This is a genomic window from Streptomyces doebereineriae (genome assembly GCF_031845645.1).
Lineage (GTDB): Bacteria > Actinomycetota > Actinomycetes > Streptomycetales > Streptomycetaceae > Streptomyces > Streptomyces canus.
In genome coordinates, this window is the sequence record NZ_JAVREZ010000080.1 from 1 (window position 1) to 638 (window position 638).

The window sequence follows — 638 nt, forward strand, 5'->3', positions numbered from 1 at the left end:
GGATTGCCCTCATCGGCCTCCAGGGCTGCGCGATGTTTCATCTCCTGAAGGCGCGGCGGTAGTTGACGGAACTTCAGGACTGAGGGTCCGGTCGGGTTCGTGTGGGGCCGGTTCGCCGATCGGTCCGCACCCTCTTGACGGCTGGTGCGGCTCCCGCCACGCTCCCCCTTGCGGGGGAGCGCTCTCTCGGCCCGACCCCGCTACAGAGCAAGGAGTCCGCATGCATGCCCGTGGAACACCACGGCTTCGAGGCGCCCTGGCCGTCATGGCCGCGGTGGCCCTCCTGTTCACCCTCTCGGTGGCTCTCGCCCCGGAACGGGCCGTCGCCGCGCCCGTCCTCGTCTCCCGGGGGAAGCCGGTCACCGCCTCCAGCACCGAAGGCCCCTTCGCCGCCGCCAACGCCGTGGACGGCGACCCCGGCACCCGCTGGTCGAGCGAGTTCACCGACGACCAGTGGATACGTATCGACCTGGGCACGAGCACCGCCGTCGGACAGGTCGTCCTCACCTGGGAGGCCGCGTACGCCAGGGGCTACCGGATCGAGCTCTCCGCCGACGGGCGGCAGTGGACGACGCTCCACTCCACCACTACCGGCACCGGAGGCACCGAGACCCTCACCGTCTCGGTGCCTCCGGTGC

At 71.0% G+C, this 638-nt stretch carries 1 protein-coding gene; it reads left to right on the top strand.

The genetic code is table 11. From position 1 onward, the window contains the following. Nucleotides 1-220: 220 nt before the first annotated feature. Nucleotides 221-638: discoidin domain-containing protein (locus RNB18_RS50790; protein WP_311720901.1), on the top strand; the 418-nt coding region annotated here is incomplete at its 3' end.